Annotated in this window: 16 protein-coding genes; 8 read left to right on the plus strand and 8 right to left on the minus strand. The window is 67.3% G+C overall.

All coding sequences use genetic code 11. From position 1 onward, the window contains the following. Positions 1 to 51 precede the first annotated feature (51 nt). From AC2IR1_RS15120 to AC2IR1_RS15145, 6 genes are all read right to left on the minus strand, one after another. Complete coding sequence (locus AC2IR1_RS15120) at positions 52 to 1,446, minus strand: TRAP transporter large permease (RefSeq protein ID WP_486472800.1); 1,395 nt, start codon at positions 1,444 to 1,446, stop codon at positions 52 to 54. Positions 1,447 to 1,449: 3 nt separating this feature from the next. After that, positions 1,450 to 2,118, minus strand: coding sequence for a TRAP transporter small permease (locus tag AC2IR1_RS15125; protein WP_486472801.1), 669 nt, complete (start codon positions 2,116 to 2,118; stop codon positions 1,450 to 1,452). Positions 2,119 to 2,277: 159 nt separating this feature from the next. Beyond that, positions 2,278 to 3,288, minus strand: a complete 1,011-nt coding sequence (locus tag AC2IR1_RS15130) for a DctP family TRAP transporter solute-binding subunit (RefSeq protein WP_486472802.1) — start codon at positions 3,286 to 3,288, stop codon at positions 2,278 to 2,280. Positions 3,289 to 3,634: 346 nt separating this feature from the next. Next, complete coding sequence (locus AC2IR1_RS15135) at positions 3,635 to 4,792, minus strand: MFS transporter (RefSeq protein WP_486472803.1); 1,158 nt, start codon at positions 4,790 to 4,792, stop codon at positions 3,635 to 3,637. Positions 4,793 to 5,015: 223 nt separating this feature from the next. Continuing rightward, the gene (locus tag AC2IR1_RS15140) at positions 5,016 to 6,245 is read right to left on the minus strand and encodes a sigma-54-dependent transcriptional regulator (protein ID WP_486476421.1); all 1,230 of its coding nucleotides are present in this window, start codon (positions 6,243 to 6,245) and stop codon (positions 5,016 to 5,018) included. Positions 6,246 to 6,546: 301 nt separating this feature from the next. After that, on the minus strand, positions 6,547 to 8,247 hold the full coding sequence (locus tag AC2IR1_RS15145; RefSeq protein WP_486472804.1) for a sensor histidine kinase: 1,701 nt from the start codon (positions 8,245 to 8,247) through the stop codon (positions 6,547 to 6,549). 70 nt (positions 8,248 to 8,317) lie between these two features. Between AC2IR1_RS15145 and AC2IR1_RS15150 the strand changes: the two genes are divergently transcribed. After that, the gene (locus tag AC2IR1_RS15150) at positions 8,318 to 9,502 is read left to right on the plus strand and encodes a cytochrome P450 (RefSeq protein WP_486472805.1); all 1,185 of its coding nucleotides are present in this window, start codon (positions 8,318 to 8,320) and stop codon (positions 9,500 to 9,502) included. Positions 9,503 to 9,728: 226 nt separating this feature from the next. On the opposite strand, the gene AC2IR1_RS15155 is transcribed toward AC2IR1_RS15150, so the two are convergent. Next, a complete protein-coding gene (locus AC2IR1_RS15155) occupies positions 9,729 to 10,190 on the minus strand; it encodes an Lrp/AsnC family transcriptional regulator (RefSeq protein WP_486472806.1) in 462 nt (153 codons plus the stop codon). A 146-nt stretch (positions 10,191 to 10,336) separates the two neighbouring features. Between AC2IR1_RS15155 and AC2IR1_RS15160 the strand changes: the two genes are divergently transcribed. The 7 genes from AC2IR1_RS15160 (at position 10,337) to infC (ending at position 16,045) form a co-directional block, all read left to right on the plus strand. Then, positions 10,337 to 11,323, plus strand: a complete 987-nt coding sequence (locus tag AC2IR1_RS15160) for a siroheme synthase (protein WP_486472807.1) — start codon at positions 10,337 to 10,339, stop codon at positions 11,321 to 11,323. After that, positions 11,323 to 11,622, plus strand: coding sequence for a DUF2849 domain-containing protein (locus tag AC2IR1_RS15165; protein ID WP_486472808.1), 300 nt, complete (start codon positions 11,323 to 11,325; stop codon positions 11,620 to 11,622). The genes AC2IR1_RS15160 and AC2IR1_RS15165 overlap by 1 nt, the downstream gene beginning before the upstream one ends. A gap of 3 nt (positions 11,623 to 11,625) precedes the next feature. Next, a complete protein-coding gene (locus AC2IR1_RS15170) occupies positions 11,626 to 13,293 on the plus strand; it encodes a nitrite/sulfite reductase (protein ID WP_486472809.1) in 1,668 nt (555 codons plus the stop codon). Then, on the plus strand, positions 13,283 to 14,047 hold the full coding sequence (locus AC2IR1_RS15175) for a phosphoadenylyl-sulfate reductase (protein ID WP_486472810.1): 765 nt from the start codon (positions 13,283 to 13,285) through the stop codon (positions 14,045 to 14,047). Before AC2IR1_RS15170 ends, AC2IR1_RS15175 begins: the two co-directional genes overlap by 11 nt. After that, positions 14,044 to 14,421 carry a DUF934 domain-containing protein gene (locus tag AC2IR1_RS15180; protein WP_486472811.1) on the plus strand — a complete coding sequence of 126 codons (378 nt, stop codon included), beginning with the start codon at positions 14,044 to 14,046 and terminating at the stop codon, positions 14,419 to 14,421. Before AC2IR1_RS15175 ends, AC2IR1_RS15180 begins: the two co-directional genes overlap by 4 nt. A 70-nt stretch (positions 14,422 to 14,491) precedes the next feature. Continuing rightward, complete coding sequence (locus AC2IR1_RS15185) at positions 14,492 to 15,328, plus strand: ferredoxin--NADP reductase (protein ID WP_486476422.1); 837 nt, start codon at positions 14,492 to 14,494, stop codon at positions 15,326 to 15,328. 258 nt (positions 15,329 to 15,586) lie between these two features. Next, positions 15,587 to 16,045 (plus strand): translation initiation factor IF-3, encoded by a 459-nt coding sequence (infC, locus tag AC2IR1_RS15190; protein ID WP_486476423.1) that lies wholly within the window; start codon positions 15,587 to 15,589, stop codon positions 16,043 to 16,045. Between the two features lie 434 nt (positions 16,046 to 16,479). Here the strand turns inward: infC and AC2IR1_RS15195 are convergent, their stop codons facing one another. Then, the gene (locus AC2IR1_RS15195; protein WP_486472812.1) at positions 16,480 to 16,944 is read right to left on the minus strand and encodes a (2Fe-2S)-binding protein; all 465 of its coding nucleotides are present in this window, start codon (positions 16,942 to 16,944) and stop codon (positions 16,480 to 16,482) included. Between the last annotated feature and the right edge of the window lie 76 nt (positions 16,945 to 17,020).

Genomic DNA, 17,020 nt, shown 5'->3' on the forward strand with positions numbered 1-17,020 from the left:
GGCGCCCCAACAGGGACGCCGCCTTCACACAACAGTTCACCAGTAAAAAACTCAGTTCGTCACGATCTCCGGTCCCATCACCGCGTTTGGCAGCAGCGTCGACAGGAACGGGATGTATGTCACCATGATCAGGAAGACGAAGAGCACCGCCAGGAAGGGCGCCGCGGCCTTCACCACCCGCATCATCGGCATGCCCGCGACACCGGAGGTGACGAACAGGTTCAGACCGACCGGCGGGGTGATCATGCCGATCTCCATGTTCACCACCATGATGATCCCGAGGTGGATCGGATCGACCCCCAGCTCGATGGCGATGGGGAAGACCAGCGGCGCGACGATGACCAGCAGGCCCGAGGGTTCCATGAACTGGCCGCCGATCAGCAGGATCACGTTGACCACGATCAGGAACATCACCTTGCCGAAGCCCGCCGACAGCATGGCCTCTGCCACCATCTGCGGGATCTGCTCGTCCGTCAGCACATGCTTCAGGATCAGCGCGTTGGCGATGACGAACATCAGCGTGATGGTCAGCTTGCCGGCCTCGAACAGGGTCTTCTTGGTGTCGCGGTGGAACCAGGCGGTGACCAGGGCCAGGGGCTTCTGGACCAGCGACAGGTTGCGCCCGCCCTCTGCGCCCTTCAGCGGGCCCATGTCACGGTAGATGAAGTTCGCCGCAATGAAGGCATAGACGGAGGCCACGGCGGCGGCTTCGGTCGGCGTGAAGATCGCGCCGGTGACGCCGGGGATGCCGTAGATGCCCACCATGATGATGACGATCAGCATCAGGCCCCAGAAGGCTTCCTTGAAGGACGAAAGGACCTCGCCCATGCCCGCGAACTCGCCCTTGGGCATGTTGCGCACCTTGGCCATGACCCAGATCGCGACCATCAGCATCAGACCGGCCAGAAGGCCCGGGATGACGCCCGCCAGGAACATCCGGCCCACCGACACGTCGGTCGCGGTGGCATAGACCACCATGACGATCGACGGCGGGATCAGGATGCCAAGGGTGCCCGCGTTACAGATGACGCCCGCGGCGAAATCCTTGGTGTAGCCCGCCTTGGTCATGGCGCCGATCACGATGGAGCCGATGGCGACAACCGTCGCCGGCGAGCTGCCCGACAGCGCGGCGAAAATCATGCAGGCGAAGACGCCGGCGATGGCCAGCCCCCCCTGCAGGTGCCCCACGCAGGCGATGGAGAAGCGGATGATCCGTTTCGCCACGCCGCCCGTCGACATGAAGGACGACGCCAGGATGAAGAAGGGGATCGCCAGCAGGGTGAAGTGCCCGACGAAGGCCTGCATCAGCGTCTGCGCGACCGAGGCCAGCGAGGTATCGCTGTAGACCAGCAGGAACAGGACGGAGGACATGCCCAGCGACACCGCGATCGGCACACCGATCAGCATGCAGCCCACGACGAGGGCAAAGAGGATGACGACGGACATGGATCAGTTCTCCCCGCGCAGTTCGCGGACTTCCGCGATTTCGTCTTCGACCTCGTGGCTCGCCACGATGCGGTCGATCTTGCCTTGCCAGATCTTCACGGCGACCTGGATGAACCGGAACAGCAGCAGCGCCATGGACAGCGGCAGCACCGCGTAGGGGATGAAGCGCGGCAGCTTCTCGTATTCGTCCCCGTCGTTCATCGCCCCCTCGAGGAAGCGCAGCCATTCGGGGATCGGGATGTCGTTGACCTCGTACCAGGCCTTGGGGCGGAACTTCTCCTCGAAGCCCAGCGGGAACCAGCGGCCCTCGGTCTGCGGCAGGTTGGCGAAGTTGGCCCAGTAATCCCAGGCGCCCTTCAGCAGCAGCGCGGCAAAGGCGATGCTGATCGCCACGGCGATCAGCGCCAGCACCTTGCGCACCGCGGGCGGGACGATCTCCACGATGGCATCGACGCCCAGGTGGGCGTTCTTCTTCACCGCGTAGGAGGCGCCCAGAAGGACCAGCCAGCCGAACAGGAAGACGGTGGCTTCCAGCGCCCACAGGATGTTGGCGTTGAACACGTAACGCGCCACCACGTTGGCAAATGTGATGAGCGTCATGGCGCCCAGAATGACCGCGATGAGGGTTTCCTCGATCCGATCCATGAAGCTTTCCCCGGGCTGAGGATGCATGGTCCGCCCCTTTCCGTTCTGCTGCTTGCGTTGTTGGATGTCCCGCGTCCTGCGCGGGTGCTGCGGAAGGGCGCGGACCACCCGGCCCGCGCCCCTCCCCGATCAGGCCCCGCCGGTCGCCCGGCGGGTGCCTTGCTCAGTACCTTGACAGCACTGGGCTCAATATTGGGCGTTGATCGCCTGTGCCGCGTCGATGTTGTCCTGGCCCACGTCGCCGGTGAATTCGTCCCAGACGGGCTTCATCACCTCGACCCATTCGGCGCGCTGCTCCGGGGTCAGTTCGCGGATGGTGCCACCGGCATCCAGCACACCCTGGCGGGCCGCGGCGTCCACCTCGGCAATCGCCGCGTTCCGCTCCACCGTCACCTCGTGCAGGATGGTCAGGAACTGCTCGCGCACGTCGTCATCCAGGCTGTCCAGCCAGTCGACGGAGGCCACGACCATGTAGTCCAGCAGGCCGTGGTTGGTCTCGGTGATGCCGTCCTGCACCTCGAAGTACTTCTGGCCCAGGATGTTCGACCAGGTGTTCTCCTGCCCGTCCACGACGCCCTGCTGCAGCGCGCCATAGACTTCGGAGAAGGCCATCTTCTGCGGCGAGGCATCCAGCGCCTCCATCTGGGCGACCAGCACGTCGGAGGCCTGCACGCGGAACTTCAGGCCCTCGGCGTCGCCCGGGTGCACCAGCGGCTTGTTGGCAGAGAACTGCTTCAGGCCATTGTGCCAGAAGGCCAGGCCCGCCAGGCCGCGCTTCTCCATCGAGGACATCATGTCCTGACCGGCTTCGGAGTTCTGGAAGGCATCCACCGCTTCCATGTTCTTGAACATGAAGGGCAGGTCGAAGATGCGGAAGACCTTGGTGAAGGTCTCGAATTTCGACAGCGAGGGCGCGCCCAGCTGCACGTCGCCCTGCAGCATGGCTTCCAGCAGCTTGTCGTCATCGTAAAGGGTGGAGTTCGGGTAGACCTCCATGCACGCCTTGCCGTCCATCTCCTCGTTGACGCGGGTCTTCAGCAGCTCTGCCGCGATGCCCTTGGGGTGCTTGTCGGTGTTGGTGACATGGCTGAACTTGATCACCATCTCGCCGTCATCGCAGCCTTCCGTGTTCGCGGAAGCAACGGTGGCCGTGGCAGCCAGGGTCAGTGCAATGGCGGTCGTGGTCAGGAATTTCATCTGGGTCTCCTCCCGGATCCAAAAGGTCGTGGGGCTCATCCCGGCCCCGGTGCAGTGAAAATCGGCAACGGCGAGGGACCGCTCAAGAAAAACTCTCGCCGCGACTGCGAAATCAGGAATCTTGAATACATATCAAAGTGTTGCACGGATCCATGCGTGCCAAGCATGGCCGCCATGCAAATAGTCGTGCGGAAATCCGCACAGCGCACCCCGGGCCTCGTGCGGATTTCCGCACAGTCCGAACCCATGTTGAGGAATCAGGTTTCGCTCCCCCTGGCCGCGCCCGCTGTCCGCCCCCCGCATGCCGCCCCGCACGGCCACCCGGCACGCCTACCCGGCAAGGGCCTCAGCGGCGGCCGGGCCGGGTTTCCAGCACCGGGGCCAGGGCCACGATGGCCAGGGCGCACAGGCCGATGGCCCCGAAGGCGATCCGGAGGGAGGAAAGCTCCGCCACCAGCCCCACCAGCGGCGGCCCCAGCAGCATCGACCCGTAGCCCAGCGTCGCCACCCCGGCGATGGCCTGCCCCGGCGGGATCACCGGATCGACCGCCGCGCGGCTGAACACCAGCGGGATGATCGCGGCATAGCCCAGGCCCATGGCCATGAAGCCCGCAAGCACCGGCACGAACCCCGGCGCCCAGACCACCAGCGCCATCCCCGCCGCCGCCAGCAAGGCACCGCGCCGGGCAACCCGCACGCTGCCAAGCCGCTGGATCACCGCCCCGGCGCCCAGCCGCCCGCCCACCATGCAGACCGAAAACAGCGCGTAGCCAAGGGTCGATGGCGCCTCCGCCTTGCCCAGCACCTCCCGCAAGTAGACCGCGCCCCAGTCGGCGGCGGCGCCCTCGCCCAGGCCCGCGGCCAGGGCGATCAGCCCCGCCAGGATCATCGGCCCGCGCGGCAGGGCAAAGACCGGCCCGTCGCCGCGCTCCCGCCGCTCCGACTGCCAGGGCAGCAGGGTGAAGGGCAGCAGCAGCGCCGTGGCCAGCAGGGGCACGATGATGAAATGCAACGCAGGCCCGATGCCCGCATGGGCCGCGCCGTAACCGCCGAGCGCGCCCAGCCCGGCGCCCAGGCTCCACATGCCGTGAAACGCCGACATGATCGGCCGGTCCAGCGCCTTTTCGACCTCGCTGGCCCAGCTGTTCATGGTCACGTCCGTGGCGCCGTGGAACAGGCCCACCAGGAAGATCGCCACCCCCAGCGGTACCAGCCCCGGCGCCAGGCCCACCCCGATCAGCGCCGCCAGCAGCAACACCATGGTGCAGCGCGCCACCTTCAGCGCGCCCAACCTGTCCCCCAGGACCCCGGCAAAGGGAAAGGCGATCAGCGCCCCGATCCCCAGCAGCAGCAGGTACAGGCCCAGCGTCGCCTCGTTCAGCGCCCAGCGGTCCACCAGCGCCGGGATGCGCCCCGCCCAGGTGCCCATCACCAGCCCGTTGAGCGTGAATATCGCCGCAACCCCGCGCGCGGGGGTCCTGGCGGCAATCCTGATCCTGGTCATCTGCCGTCCGTCCTGCCTTGCACGCTTTCCGCGCTTTGCGGCCATCCGCTCAGGAAGCGGCGGGAATGGCAAGGGGAGCTGCACGCCAAAGTGCCCTCCCGGCCCCGGCACCCGCCCGGATCCGCCTCCCGCTGCCTGCCCCTGCGGCGTTCGCGCGCCCAGCCCCTGTCCCAACCTCTGTCCCAGCCCCTGACCGCAGCGCGGCCTGCCCAGGCCCTCGCCCTCAGCGATACTCCTCGGGTTTCAGCCCATGTTTGGTCAGCTTGTCGTAGAATGTCTTGCGCGGCAGCTTCAGCGCCTCGGCCGCGGCGCTGGCACGCCCCTCGTGACGGCGCAGCGCGGCCGCCAGCAGGCTCTTCTCGATCTGCGCCATCTGTTCGGCCAGGCTCAGGTCGCTGGCCTCCTCGGCCTCCCCCTTGCCCCCCGACAGCACGAACCGCATCGCCGCGCTCATCAGGGCGCGCGCATTGCCGGGCCAGTCCCGCGCCATCAGCTGCGCCACGACCTCCGGGGTGACCTCCGGCGCGGCTAGCCCCGCCTGCTCCGCCGCCTGGGCGACATACTGGCGGAACATCACCGGAATATCCTCCGGCCGCTCCTTCAGCGCCGGGATATGCACCCGCATGACCTCCAGCCGGTAGTAGAGGTCGTGGCCGAACCGCCCCTGGGCCACCGCCTCCTCGGGGTTGGCCGCACTGCCCGCCAACAGCCGCGCGCCCGGCTGCGCCTCCAGCATCTCCGACAGGGCAAACTGGGTGTCCTGCGGCAGTTGGGTGATCTCGTCCAGGTAGAGCGACCCGCCCAGCGCCTCCTGGAATGCGGCCTGCAACCCCGCCTCCGACAGGCCCGCAGAGGCGCGTTTCACGAAAGGCCTCTGCGCCCTGCGGGACGACAGGTGAATGACCTCCGCCACCTTCGAAATCCCGGCCCCGGGCGCGCCGGTCACCAGCACCTCGGCCCCCGTGCCCGCCACCTGCCGCACCTGCCGGCGCAACGCCTGGCTCTGCTCCGAACGGCCGAAGATCATCCGCGCCGCGGGATCCCCGCTCTCCAGCTGGGCCTTCAGGCGGCGGTTCTCCAGCACCAGGGCGCGGGTCTTGAGCGCCCTCTCAAGAACGGGCAGCAACTCACTGGCAGCACATGGTTTTTCCAGAAACCCGAAGGCGCCCCGCTTCATCGCATCCACCGCCATTGGGATATCCCCCTCGCCGGTCAGCAGGATCACCGGAAGCTCCGGATCGGTCTTCAGCGTATGGTCCAGCAGGAAGAACCCGTCGCGCCCCGGCATGCGGATATCCGACAGGACAACCCCGTCGAAGCCGGCCCCGATGTGATCCTTCGCCTCGATGAAACTGCCCGCCACCAGCGGATCCAGATCCGCCAGCTCCAGCGTCTGCGCCAGCGCCTCACGCACGCTCGCATCATCGTCGACCAGAAGAACCCGGTTCACCATCGCGGTCTCGCTCATCACCTGTCCATCCTCCCGGCCGCGACCCTAGCGCGCCACCCCGCCAACCGCCAGCCCGCCAACTCCTGCGAACTTCACCTCCGGCGGTGCACCCAGCCCCGCCGGGAGAAATGAGTATTTTCAGCCCAGTGAAAGAGCAGGGCCGCCCGCCGCCAATGACACCGGACCGCTGCCGTCCCGCGCCCCAAACCCCTCTTGCCGACGTCCGCCACGCCCAGGCACCGTCCCGCTCTCTCACTGGGCCCGAAATACTCCGGGGGGAGCCGCAGGCGGGGGGCAGCGCCCCCTACCCGGCCACCCCTTCCAGCTCGACCGTGAACTCCGCGCCCCCCTCCGGCCGGTTCCGTCCCCGGATCATCCCGCCAAAGCTCTGCACCAGCCCGTAGGAGATCGACAGGCCCAACCCCATCCCTTCCGAGGCACCGACCTCCTTGGTCGAGTAGAACGGATCGAAGATCTTCTCCGGGCTCTCGATGCCCGGTCCGCTGTCGGCCACCCGGATCAGCGGCGCGGGGCCGCCCTCCAGCGTGATCACCAGCCGCTTTTCCTCGCTGGCGGCCATGGCATCCACCGCATTGGTGATCAGGTTGACCAGCACCTGCGCCAGCCGCACCTCGCCGCCCATGGCGGGCACGGCACCCTCGGGGCGCTGCACCTCCAGCGCCACGCCTTCCTTGTCGATGCGCGCCTCCGTCATCTCCAGCGCGGTATCCAGCACGTGGGCGATGTCGATCCGCCGTGCCGGCTCCGCCTCCTGCCGGGCGAAGGCGCGCAGGTTGCGGATGATCCGTCCCATGCGCCCCGCCAGTTCCTCGATCCGCTCCAGGTTCTGCGCCGCCCGCTCCGGCTTGCCCTTCTCCAGGAACAGCGTGCCATTGCCCGCGAATTGCCGGATCGCCATCAGCGGCTGGTTCAGCTCGTGGCTCAGCCCCGCCGACATCTGCCCCAGCGCCGAAAGCTTGCCCGCCTGCACCAGCTCGTCCTGTGCGCGTTTGAGCTCCGCCGTGCGTTCTCCGACGCGCCTCTCCAGCAGGGCGTTGATCTCGGCCAGGGCGCGGCGCCGCCCGGCGATGACCAGCAGCACCGCCCCCGACACGAAAAGCACCAGCCCCACCACCGCCGCCTGCAGCAGCGCCAGCCGCCGGCCCGGCGCCGCGTCGATCAGCGCCTCCGCCCGCATCCCCACCTGCGGCAGGTCCCGCGCCAGGTGCAGCGCCCGCTTCGGCAGGTAGGGCCCCCAGTCGATGTGCCACAGGTCCAGCCCGCCAAGATCGCGCCGCGACATCCCGGGCGCGCTTGCGGCGCCGCCGGGCGGGGCAAGCCCCGCGCCCTCCCGCTGCCAGCCCAGCAGCTCCGACCGGTTGGAGATGAAGACATCGCCGCCTGCATCGGTGAAGAAGACCGCGGGCCGGTCGCCGCGCCACTCCTGTTCCAGCCGCGCCACGTCCACCAGCACCAGCAGGATCCCTTCCACCCCGCCATTGGCGCGAAAGCGGGGCGCGGCAAAGACATAGACCCGGCCGGGCGGGTTGCCCGCCGCCGCCGGCAGCACCCCGTGCCCGGTGCCCAGCGCCCCGTCCGCCGCCCGCTTCAGCGCGGCGGTGACATAATCGGGGAAACCGCCCGCGCCATCGCCCGGCATCTCCTCTGCCCGGGCCACGGCCAGAAGCCGCCCCTCCGGCGTCAGGTAGGCCATGTTGCGCACCCCCGTCCGGTCGATCGCCCAAAGCAGCAGCTCCTCCGCCTCGTCCCGCCCGGCATGGCCATAGCGCACGGCCCCGAGAGAGGGGTGCTCGATCAGCATCACCGCCAGATCCTGGTAGCGCTGCAGCTGCCCGGTCAGCCGGTCGGCCGCCAGCGACAGGTCAGAGGCCCCCCGCTGCGCCAGCGCGTTCAGCGACTGGCGATAGGCCACGTTGAACACCGCCAGCGAGATCACCCCCACCAGCGCCACGAGAAGAGCAGGAAGCGCCAGGCGCCGTGACATCGCGTTACCTCCGCCCCCTTCCTAGCGCGCGCCCTCTTGCCTTGGAACCGTCTCCTCGCCAGAAGAAGCCATGGCCACTCTCTCCCAGTCTCCCACCGACCCCGCCTTCGTCCAGAACCCCTACCCCTTCTATGCCAGCGCCCGCGCCCGCGGCCCGATGCATGACTGGACCGACTACGGCATGCCCGCCGTCTTCGACCACGACACGGTCAGCGCCCTGCTGCGCGACCGACGCTTCGGCCGCGAATGCCCGGAGGAACTGAAGACCCCCGTGCCCGCGCATATCGCACCCTTCGAGGCGGTGGAGAAATACTCCATGCTCTCGCTGGACGGTGACCCGCACAAGCGCATGCGCAGCCTGACCCTCCGCGCCTTCACATCGCGCCGCATCGGCAAGCTGGAACCGGACATCGTGGAGATCTGCAACAGCCTGATCGACGCCTTCCCGAAAGGTGAGCCCTTCGACCTGATCCCCGCCTATGCCACCGACCTGCCGGTGAAGATCATCTGCCGCCTGCTGGGCGTGCCCGAAGAGATGGGGCCGCAGCTGCTGGACTGGTCCAACACCATGGTGGCCATGTACCAGGCCCGCCGCGACCGCGCGATCGAGGAGGCCGCCGCGAAGGCCGCCGCCGACTTCGCGGCCTACATCCGCGGCTATGCCGAGGAGAAGCGCCGCAACCCCGCCGACGACCTGATCACCGAACTGCTGGCGGCGGAAGAGGCGGGCGAAAAGCTCACCATGGACGAACTGGTGGGCACCTGCATCGTGCTGCTGAACGCGGGCCACGAGGCTACGGTGCATACCATCGGCAACGGCACCCTGGCGCTGCTGCGCCACGGCGAGGCCGCGCGCTGGCTGACCCCGGAAACGGTCGACGGCACGGTGGAGGAAGTCCTCCGCCACGACCCGCCGCTGCACATCTTCACCCGCTATGCCTATGAAACGGCAGAGATTGCAGGCCGCACCTTCGAACGCGGCGACCAGGTGGCGCTGCTGCTGGGGGCGGCCAACCGCGACCCGCTGGCTTGGGACAAGCCAGAGGTCTTCGATCCCTCCCGCCCGGTGAAGACCAACACCTCCTTCGGCGCAGGCGCACATTTCTGCATCGGCGCGCCGCTGGCCCGGCTGGAACTGCGCCACGCCCTGCCGATCCTGTTCAACCGCTGCCCGGAGCTGAAACTGGCCGGCGATCCGCAATACGCGGATCTCTACCACTTCCACGGGCTCGAACAGCTGATGGTGCAGGTCTGACGGGTCGGGCGGAGGGGGCCTCCGCCCCCCCCCGCTGCGCTCCCCCCGGAGTATTTCGGGCCCGGTGAGAGAGCGGGACGGTGCCGGGGCGGGGCGGCCTCCCTCTCCGCCCCGGGCGTGGAACGCCCCTCTTGCGAACGTCCGCCGCCTCACCGGGCACCGTCCTGCTTCTATTCGATGGCCGAAAATACTCCCGCCGGAGGCATCGGCCGCCAGGCCGACCTCTTCAAAGCGGCAGCGCGGTCGTCGACTTGATCTCTTCCATGCTGAGCAGGGCGGTGACGTTGTGCACCTTCACCTCGGAAATCAGCGCCTGGTAGAAGGCGTCATAGGCGCGGGCGTTCTTCACCCGGACCTTCAGGATGTAGTCGATGTCCCCCGCCAGCCGGTGCGCCTCCTGCACCTCGGGGCGATCCTTCAGGGCCTGCAGGAACTTCGCCTGCCAGTCGGCCTCATGCTCCGAGGTGCGGATCAGCACGAAGAAGCAGGCGTCGAATCCCAGCGCCTCCGCATCCAGCAGGGCCACCTGCGGGCCGATGATCCCCGCTTCCTTCATCTTGCGGATCCGGTTCCACACCGGCGTCTTAGAAGAGCCCACCTGGCGCGCGATATCGTCCAGCGATTGCGCCGCGTCCTGCTGCAGCTGCAAAAGGATTTTCCGGTCTGTCTGGTCCAGGCGGACAGTCATTCGCCCTTTTCCCCTATCCATGGAACACGGACCATCGCGCCGCCGCGCGGAGGAACCGTTTTTCTTATTTCCGCGCCCCCATAGCGCCGAAACAGGAATATTTCCTATTCTAGAGGCAAGTCAACAGCAGCCAAAGGACCCGTCCCATGCGCCACTTTCCGATCTTCCTCGACATGGACCGCGCCCGCGTCGTCCTTTCGGGTGGCGGGGAAGCGGCCATCGCGAAACTGCGGCTGCTGCTGAAGACCCGCGCGGCGATCACCGTGCACGCCGAGGCCCCCGCGGCAGAGATCCGCGCCTGGGCCGCCGAGGGGCGCCTTCAGCTCACCGATGCCCCCCTCGACGTCACCGGCGCCACGCTGGTCTACGCGGCAGACGAGGACGAGGCCCGCGACGCGGAAACCGCGGCCGCAGCGCAGGACGCAGGCGTGCTCTGGAACGTGGTCGATGATCTGGCCGCCTCCGCCTTCATCACCCCTGCCATGGTCGACCGCGCGCCGCTCACCGTCGCCATCGGCACCGAAGGCGCGGCGCCCATGCTGGCCCGCGCGGTCAAGCGGCACCTGGAAGAACACCTGCCCGCCGCCACGGCGGACCTGGCCGCCGCCGCCCGCGACTTCCGCGATGCGGCAGAGGCCCTGCCCCATGGCGCGCCCCGCCGTGCCTTCTGGGCCGCCTGGTTTGCCACCGCGGGCCCCGCCGCCGTGGCCGAGGGCACCGATCTGCGCGCCGCCCTGCAGGCGCTGCTGGCCCGCCACCTCGATACCCCCGCACCCGAAGGCCGGCTGACGCTGACCGTCACCGCCTCGCCCGACCCGGACCTGATGACGATGAAGGCCCGCCGTGCCCTCGACACCGCCGATGTGGTCGTCCACGACCAGGGCATCTCGCCCGCCGTGCTGGAACTCGCCCGGCGCGAGGCCCGCATCGTGGCCCTGCCCCGCCCGCTCGACGTGCCGCCCCTCGACCAGCTGCTGACGCTGGCCGCCGATGGCGGTGCCCATGTCCTCTACCTCTCCGACCGGCCGCTGCCGCGCGGGCTCGCCGCCCGCTGCCGCAAGGGTGGCCTCACCGTCGACACCATTCCCGGCCTCGCCACCGCCCATGCGGTGCAACTGAAGGAAACCGCCTGATGCCCCGTCCCTTCACCCCCAAAGTGATCACCGCCAATGCCCTGCTGGAGGGCGACGTGGTCTACCTGACCGCCGACGACACCTGGACCCGCGACCTGGCCGAGGCAGAGCTGCTGACGGACGAGGCCCATGCCGAACTGCGCCTGATCGAGGCCTCGGCCCGCCAGTCCGAAATCGTCGGCGCCTACCTGACCGACATGAAAGCCGGCGACTCCGGCCCCGAACCCACCCACTTCCGGGAGGATTTCCGGCGCACCGGTCCTTCCAACTACTTCCACGGCAAGCAAGCGGAGGCCTGAGCCATGTATCGCTACAACGACTTCGACACCGCCTTCCTGGCCAGCCGCAACGACCAGTTCCGCCACCAGGTTGCCCGCCGCATCGACGGCTCCCTGACCGAGGACGAGTTCAAGCCGCTGCGCCTGATGAACGGTCTCTACCTGCAGCTGCACGCCTACATGCTGCGCGTGGCCATCCCCTATGGCACCCTGGGCTCCGCCCAGATGCGACAGCTGGCCTTCATCGCGGACAAGTGGGACAAGGGCTATGGCCACTTCACCACGCGCCAGAACATCCAGTACAACTGGCCCAAGCTGCCGGATGTGCCCGATATCCTCGACAGCCTGGCCGAGGTGCAGCTGCACGCCATCCAGACCTCCGGCAACACGATCCGCAACGTGACGGCCGACCACTTCGCAGGTGCCGCCGCCGATGAGGTGGGCGATCCCCGCCCCGTGGCCGAACTGCTGCGCCAGTGGTCCACCGACCACCCGGAATTCCAGTTCCTGCCGCGCAAGTTCAAGTTCGCCGTCACCGGGTCCGAACATGACCGCGCGGTGATCCGCGCCCATGACATCGGCATCCAGCTGCGCGAGGTTGACGGCAAGCGCGGCTACCGCGTGCTCGTCGGCGGCGGCCTGGGCCGCACGCCCGTCATCGGCAAGGTCATCCGCGACTTCCTCCCCGAGGAAGACCTGCTGCCCTACGCCGAGGCGATCGTTTCGACCTACAACGTGCTGGGCCGCCGCGACAACAAGTACAAGGCACGGATCAAGATCACGGTGAACGAGAACGGCCTCGACACCTACCGGGAGCTGACGGAGGCCCGCTTTGCGGAGCTCAAGCCGCTCTTCACCGGCGTCGACCAGGAAATGCTCGCGGGCATCCGCGAACACTTCGCCCCGCCCGCCTTCCGCAACGCGCCGACCTATGCCTTCGACGTGGCCTACGACAGCGATCCGGTCTTCCGCTCCTGGGCGGACACCAACCTGGCCCAACACCGCCAGCCGGGCTATGCCATCGTGCAGATCTCGCTGAAGAAGCATGGCGAGACCCCGGGCGATGCGACCTCGGCCCAGATGCGCCTGATCGCCGACCTGGCGGAGCAATACGGCCATGACGACATCCGCATCAGCCACGAACAGAACGTCATCCTGCCGCATGTGCACAAATCCGACCTGCCCGCGCTCTTCGCCGCACTGAAGACCGAGGGCCTCGCCACCGCCAACATCGGCCTGGTGTCGGATATCATCGCCTGCCCCGGCATGGACTACTGCGCCCTTGCGACCGCCCGTTCGATCCCCGTGGCGCAGAAGATCGCCGAACGTTTCGACGAACTGAAGCTGGAGCATGAAATCGGCCCGCTGAAGATCAAGATCTCCGGCTGCATCAACGCCTGCGGCCACCACCACGTGGGCCATATCGGCATCCTCGGGCTGGACCGCGCGGGCGTGGAAAACTACCAGATCACCCTCGGCGGTGACGGCTCCGAAGATGCGACGCTCGGCGAACGCACCGGCCCGGGCTTCGCCTATGACGAGATCACGACCGCGATCGAAACGATCCTGAAGACCTACCTCGACCTGCGCGAGGGAGAGGAAGAAACCTTCCTGCAAGCCTACCGCCGTGTCGGCGCCCAGCCCTTCAAGGCCGCGCTCTACCCGGAGAAAGAGAAAGCCAATGCCGCCTGAAGCAGCCATGGATTTCGGCGCCGCAACGGTGCCGCCCGACCTCGCCGCGCGGGTCGACCGGCTGAACGACCGCTACCGGCACCACGGGGCAACCTCGGTGCTGGAAGCGGCGCTCAGGGATCACGACGTGGGGGACCTGGCCATGGTCTCCTCCTTCGGGGCCGAGTCGGTGGCGCTGCTGCACCTGGTGTCGGTCATCGACAACACCGTGCCGGTGCTCTTCATCGACACGCAGATGCTCTTCACCGAAACCCTGGAATACCAGCAGGAAGTGGCGGAACGGCTCAACCTCAAGGACGTGCGGATCATCCGCGCCTCCGACCTGGACCTGGGCAAGCAGGACCCCGACGGCACCCTGCACCAGTTCGACACTGACGCCTGCTGCGCCCTGCGCAAGACGGTGCCGCTCGAACGTGCGCTTTCGGGCTTCGACGGCTGGATCACCGGCCGCAAGCGCTTCCAGTCCAGCACCCGTGCCGCGCTGGAATTCTTCGAGGCCGACGGCCATGACCGGATCAAGGTCAACCCGCTGGCCCACTGGCACCCCGAAGACGTGCTGGCCTACATGGAGGAAAACCGCCTGCCCAAGCACCCGCTTGTCGCCCGCGGCTACCCCTCCATCGGCTGCGCGCCCTGCACCTCGCCCGTCAAACCGGGCGAAGACCCCCGCGCCGGACGCTGGCGTGGACAGGACAAGGTTGAATGCGGCATCCATATCGTGGATGGCAAGATCGTGAGAGGACCCCAGGCATGACCGTGATCGTGACCGACCAAGGCTTCGCCGCAGACAGCGCGGCCTTCCCAGAGGACCAGGTGCTGACCCTGCCCTCCGACACCAACCCGCAGGAGGTCGACTTCGCCGGCGCCGCCATGGTGCGCGTCGAATTCCCCTCCTTCGCTGACGGGCGCGGCTTCACCATCGGCCGCACCCTGCGCCAGCGCGGCTATACCGGCCACCTGCGCGCCACCGGCCATGTCATCGCCGATCAATACGCCATGGCCCGCCGCCAGGGCTTCGACGATGTCGAGATTTCCGACGACCTCGCCGCCCGCCAGCCCGAGGCCCAGTGGAAATTCCGGGCTAATTGGCAGGCACATGACTACCAGTCGCGCCTGCGACGCGCGTAAACTCTTTCCAGATGGTCAAATTAAAGCTAGGGAAAGGATTGATGAGATCCTTTGTACACAAATGAACGAGATGACCGTGACCGATGTAGCTGCCCCCAAGGCGCCCGCCCTGCCGGACGCCCAGAAAGTCACCTTCGTGAAGCACTGGACGGACCGCCTGTTCTCCTTCCGCTGCACCCGTCCCGCCTCGCTGCGCTTCCGCTCGGGCGAGTTCGTGATGATCGGCCTGATGGGTGACCCGGACGAAAAGACCGGCCGCGTGAAGCCGATCCTGCGTGCCTATTCCATCGCCTCCCCCTCCTGGGACGAGGAAATGGAATTCTACTCGATCAAGGTGCCTGACGGCCCGCTGACCTCCCGCCTGCAGAACATCCAGGTCGGCGACGAGATCATCCTGCGCCCCAAGCCCGTCGGCACCCTGGTGCATGACGCGCTGCTGCCGGGCAAGCGGCTGTGGTTCTTCGCCACCGGCACCGGCTTTGCCCCCTTCGCCTCGCTGTTGCGCGAACCGCAGACCTACGAGGACTACGACGAGGTCGTCATCACCCACACCTGCCGGACAGTGGGCGAACTGACCTACGGGGCAGAGCTGATCGAGAGCCTGAAGGAAGACGAGCTGCTGAACGAGCTGATCGGCGAAGGCTTCTGGAAGAAGATCCGCTACTACCCGACCACCACCCGTGAAGAGAGCCCCAAGATGGGCCGCATCACCGACCTGATGCGCTCCGGCGAGGTGTTCCGCGATCTCGGCATCGACCCGATCAACCCGGAAACCGACCGTGGCATGGTCTGCGGCAACCTGGCCTTCAACATCGACATCAAGGAACTGCTCGAAGGCTACGGCCTGGAAGAGGGCGCGAACTCCGACCCCAAGCAATACGTGGTCGAAAAAGCCTTCGTCGACTGAGCCACCCCGCGTGGCTTCGCCAGAACCCTGAAAAATCTCGCAGCGGGCGGCCGGAACTCCGGCCGCCCCTCTTGCGTTCTGCCCGGCAATGCGCGAAATGGCGCTTGAAAAAATCCAGCCTCGCGCGTATTTTGCCGCCTCAATCCGATCAACGATCAAAGGACGAAAACCATAGCTCGCAGACCCCACAACGCGCCGCCGACCCGTGACACCGGCCCCCGCGTAAACGACCGCATCCGCGCCCCCGAAGTTCGCCTGATCGGCGCCGAGGGCGAAAACATCGGCGTCGTGCCGCCCGCCCGTGCCATGGCACTGGCCGAGGAAGCCGGTCTCGACCTGGTCGAGATCTCTCCCAACGCGACCCCGCCGGTCTGCAAGATCATGGACTTCGGCAAGTTCAAGTACGAACAGCAGAAGCGCGAGTCCGAAGCCCGCAAGAAACAGAAGGTGATCGAGGTCAAGGAAGTGAAATTCCGCCCCGGCACCGACATCCACGACTACGACGTCAAGATGCGCAACGTCATCAAGTTCCTCGAAAAGGGCGACAAGGTGAAGGTCACCCTGCGCTTCCGGGGCCGCGAGATGGCGCACCAGAACCTCGGCCGGGAACTCCTGGAACGGGTGGCGGAAGACGTCAAGGAACTCGGCAAGGTCGAAAACATGCCGAAGATGGAAGGCCGCCAGATGGTCATGATGATCGGCCCGCTCGCGCGCTGATCCCGTCTGACGGATCCCCGATGCTCAACGCCCTCCCCCAACCGGGAGGGCGTTCTGCATTCGTAGGGTGGATGAAATCCACCACTGCTCCCCAAGCCTGAAATCCACCGCCTGCCCACATTCGTAGGGTGGATGAAATCCACCGCAACTCCCCAAGCCCCCATGCACCACACCTCTCCCACACCTCTCCCGCGCCCGGGGTTTGCCCGCCCCCTTACGCGGCCCGGCCATCACGTCCCCCAAAACCCACCGCGCGCACCGTTAACCCCGGCGGATCCGGCCATGCCGCACCGCCGCGATACCGACGCAATACCGACGTTATACCGACGTGCCGATTTCGGCCCGAAAGCCCTGTTAACCATGGGTTTCGCTGGCTGAGTCGCTGCACTGCAGTACCGACGTTGTCGACGGTGCCGCAGGATCTCGTTAACGGATCACAGCTGCCCGGTGGCCGCCAGCGCCGCCTTGACGATGTTGTGGTAGCCGGTGCAGCGGCAGATATTGCCTTCCAGGTGGTCCCGGATCTCCGCCTCGCTGGGCTTGGGGTTCACCTCGATCAGCTTGGACAGCGACATGATCATCCCCGGCGTGCAGAAGCCGCACTGAAGGCCGTGATTGTCCTGGAAGGCCTGCTGCAGCGCCGACAGCGTGCCGTCGGGTGCCGCCACCCCCTCGATCGTCGTCACCTCCGCCCCGTCGGCCTCCAGCGCGAACATGGTGCAGGCCTTCACCTGCAGCCCGTCCACATGCACCGTGCAGGCACCGCATTGCGAGGTGTCGCAGCCAACATGCGTGCCGGTCAGGCCCAGCCCCTCGCGCAGGAACTCGACCAGGAGCGTGCGCCCCTCGACCTCTCCACTGCGGGTTTTTCCGTTCACTTTCAAACTGATGCTGGGCATGGCTCCCCCCGGGGCTGGCTAGTACCCGCACTCAAGCATGGCAGGCCCCGGGGGGCAAGGAAAGATGCCCCCGGCA

The organism is Pseudooceanicola sp. NS-SX8 (genome assembly GCF_057380755.1).